The following is a 2,448-nucleotide window of genomic DNA, read 5'->3' on the forward strand; positions in this document are numbered from 1 at the left end:
GGCGGCGGGCAGATCGAGCTGGGTGAGATCGGGCCCGTCACCTGACGGGCTCGACGTGATGGTCGCGTGCTGGGCCTGCTGCTGGTACAACACCGACAGCGAACCGCCGCCGCTCCAACCGGCCAGCACCACCTTCTGATAACCGAGCCGTTCCTTGGCATCCTTGATGGCGGCGCCGAGGTCCTCGATCACCTTCTCCATCAGCAGTGCCGAATCGGTGCCGCGAAACCGGCTGTTGCAGTAGATGACATGGTGACCGGCCCGGGCTAACGCGTTGATCATCGGCAGGTACGCGCCGCCGCCGATCGGGTGCATGAACATCAGCACGGTGTCCGACGGGTTGTCCTTGGGCTTGAGTAGATAGCTTTCCAGCACGACGATCTCGGCGAGACCGCCGTAGACATCGCGGACCCCGGAATTGTTCTGGAAGGCAACAAGATAGGGGATCCGGTCGTAGTCGTGCTTCACGGGCGCAGGGTTCTCCATCAATGCTGTCCTAGGTCGTGTGCCAGCACCTCGGCTGACGGGGTTAGTCGCCGACGGGTGTCGACTGCGATCACCTGCCAGTCGACGCGGGAGTGCTCGTCGAACTTGCGGCGGGCGCGCTCGCGAGCCTTTTCTGGCGCGCCGTGGTGAACTCCTTGTGGCGCATGGGAAATCAGGCCGGGCGGCATCGGAATGCCGTAGAGCGAACCGCCATGGAAGAAGGCGATCTCGTCGTAGTCCACGTTGCGGTGATACCACGGTGTGCGCTCGGTACCCGGGACGCCTTCGGCGGGCTTGGGCAGGAAGTTCATCACGTAGACACCGGTGGCCTGCATGAACAGGTGCACGGTCGGGGGAAGGTGGACGCTGTCGGAGGTCACCACGTTGTAGTCGTCGATGTTGAAGGTGAACGCGAAGTTGTCGCCGCGCCAGCCTTCGACGTCGAGCGGATTGTGTTGATAGAACAGCGTTGTCGGGCCGCCCTCATGGATCAGCCGCACCTGGTACTCGTCGCGGCCGTCGTCGTCGATCGGCTCGGGCTCGGGGATGACCGCCTGCGATGGGTCGAACGGGAAGTGCCGGCCCAGCGAACCCGGTGGCGGAACACGGAACTCGTCGCTGGCCTCGATCATCAGCAACGTCGTCTCGGCGTCGGGGACGTGACGCCAGGTGCATGCCTTCGGCAGATATACCCAGTCGCCGCCGCGGTAACGCAGCGGCCCGAACTCGGTCTCCAGCAGGCCGGTCCCCTGGTGTACGAAACAGAGCAGATCGCCGTCGACGTGGCGGGCGAAGTACGGCATGGCCTCGTGGCGTCGGGACAACGAGATCCGGCAGTCGGGGTTGGTGAACATCACCAGCGGCCCACCGCTGGCGTCGGTTGCGTCGCTGGGCTTGAGTTCGCCGCACAGCACGTCAAGGGGACGCAGGGGACCCTCTGACCGGTAGGCGGTGGGGTCGTGGCGGCGGTACATGTTCGCGGTCCGGCCGGTGAAGCCGCCGCGGCCGAGTTCGTCGTCTTTGAGGCCCTCGAGGTCAGCGTGCAGACGCCGCGGTGTCTTGCCTTTACGCAGGTGAATGAATGATTCCATGACGGCTCCAGGGTTGCGACGGCATCCGGGACGGCAGAAACTGAAAGTGACATTACTTTTTCTTCTGCCGCGGCACAAGGGCAGTTTGCGATAGTCGTGATGACTTCTGCGGCTGGGCGCAGTCTGTAAGGCATGACCAACGACACCATCACCGCCACGATCACGATCCCCGCAGCGGCCGAAGCAGTATTCGGCGTACTGGCAGACCCCACGACTCATGCCGCAATCGACGGGACCGGCTGGGTGAGAGACTCCCTCGACGGCAAGACGTTGACCGGTGACGGCCAGATCTTCCGGATCGCGATGTACCACGACAACCACCCCGCCAAGAACTACGAGATGGCCAACAAGGTGGTCGTGTTCGACCGCCCCCATGCCATTGCCTGGGAACCCGGCCAGGACGCCGCGGGAGACGGGACGCTGTCATTCGGCGGCTGGATTTGGCGTTACGACATAGACGACGCGGGATCCTCGCAATCTCACGTCACGCTTACCTACGACTGGTCGGCGGTACCGCCCGAACTCCGTGAGCACATTCCGTTCCCGCCGTTCGACCCCGCGCACCTCGAGAATTCGCTCAAGCATCTGTCCGACCTGGCCGCGGCTCGGTAATTGTTCAATCCCGCACGCGCAGGACGACTTTTCCTTTCGCGGTGCGATTCTCCAGCGAGGCGATCGCGGCAGCGGCTTCCTCCAGCGGGTAGACCACCGGTTCGGGAGGAGGCAGCTGGCCCGAGGCGAGCAGCTTCTCGAGGTCGGCCCACTGCTCGGTCAGCGCATCCGGGTGCGTGCCGGCCCAGGCGCCCCAGCCGACGCCGACGACGTCAATGTTGTTCAGCAGCAGTCGGTTGACCTTCACCGTCGGGATCTC

General features: G+C 64.3%; 4 protein-coding genes. 1 reads left to right on the forward strand and 3 read right to left on the reverse strand.

Going from position 1 to position 2,448, the window contains the following annotated elements; translation table 11 throughout:
* Together VGH54_RS05170 and VGH54_RS05175 are read right to left on the reverse strand one after the other, a co-directional pair.
* Positions 1 to 468, reverse strand: a 468-nt coding sequence (locus VGH54_RS05170) for an alpha/beta hydrolase family protein (protein WP_331510865.1), incomplete at its 3' end; no start/stop codon positions are given.
* A 17-nt stretch (positions 469 to 485) separates the two neighbouring features.
* Positions 486 to 1,577, reverse strand: coding sequence for a homogentisate 1,2-dioxygenase (locus VGH54_RS05175; protein ID WP_331510867.1), 1,092 nt, complete (start codon positions 1,575 to 1,577; stop codon positions 486 to 488).
* Between the two features lie 132 nt (positions 1,578 to 1,709).
* Here VGH54_RS05175 and VGH54_RS05180 point away from each other — a divergent pair, with 132 nt between their 5' ends.
* The gene (locus VGH54_RS05180; RefSeq protein WP_331510868.1) at positions 1,710 to 2,189 is read left to right on the forward strand and encodes an SRPBCC family protein; all 480 of its coding nucleotides are present in this window, start codon (positions 1,710 to 1,712) and stop codon (positions 2,187 to 2,189) included.
* Between the two features lie 4 nt (positions 2,190 to 2,193).
* On the opposite strand, the gene VGH54_RS05185 is transcribed toward VGH54_RS05180, so the two are convergent.
* Positions 2,194 to 2,448, reverse strand: a 255-nt coding sequence (locus VGH54_RS05185) for a zinc-binding dehydrogenase (RefSeq protein ID WP_331510869.1), incomplete at its 5' end; no start/stop codon positions are given.

The organism is Mycobacterium sp., from assembly GCF_036488105.1.
Taxonomy (GTDB): Bacteria; Actinomycetota; Actinomycetes; order Mycobacteriales; family Mycobacteriaceae; genus Mycobacterium.

Bases quoted from the DNA above. Each gene is read 5' to 3' on its own strand.
- VGH54_RS05180 (WP_331510868.1), top strand. From the start codon at position 1,710: ATGACCAACGACACCATCACCGCCACGATCACGATCCCCGCAGCGGCC.
- VGH54_RS05175 (WP_331510867.1), bottom strand. From the start codon at position 1,577: ATGGAATCATTCATTCACCTGCGTAAAGGCAAGACACCGCGGCGTCTG.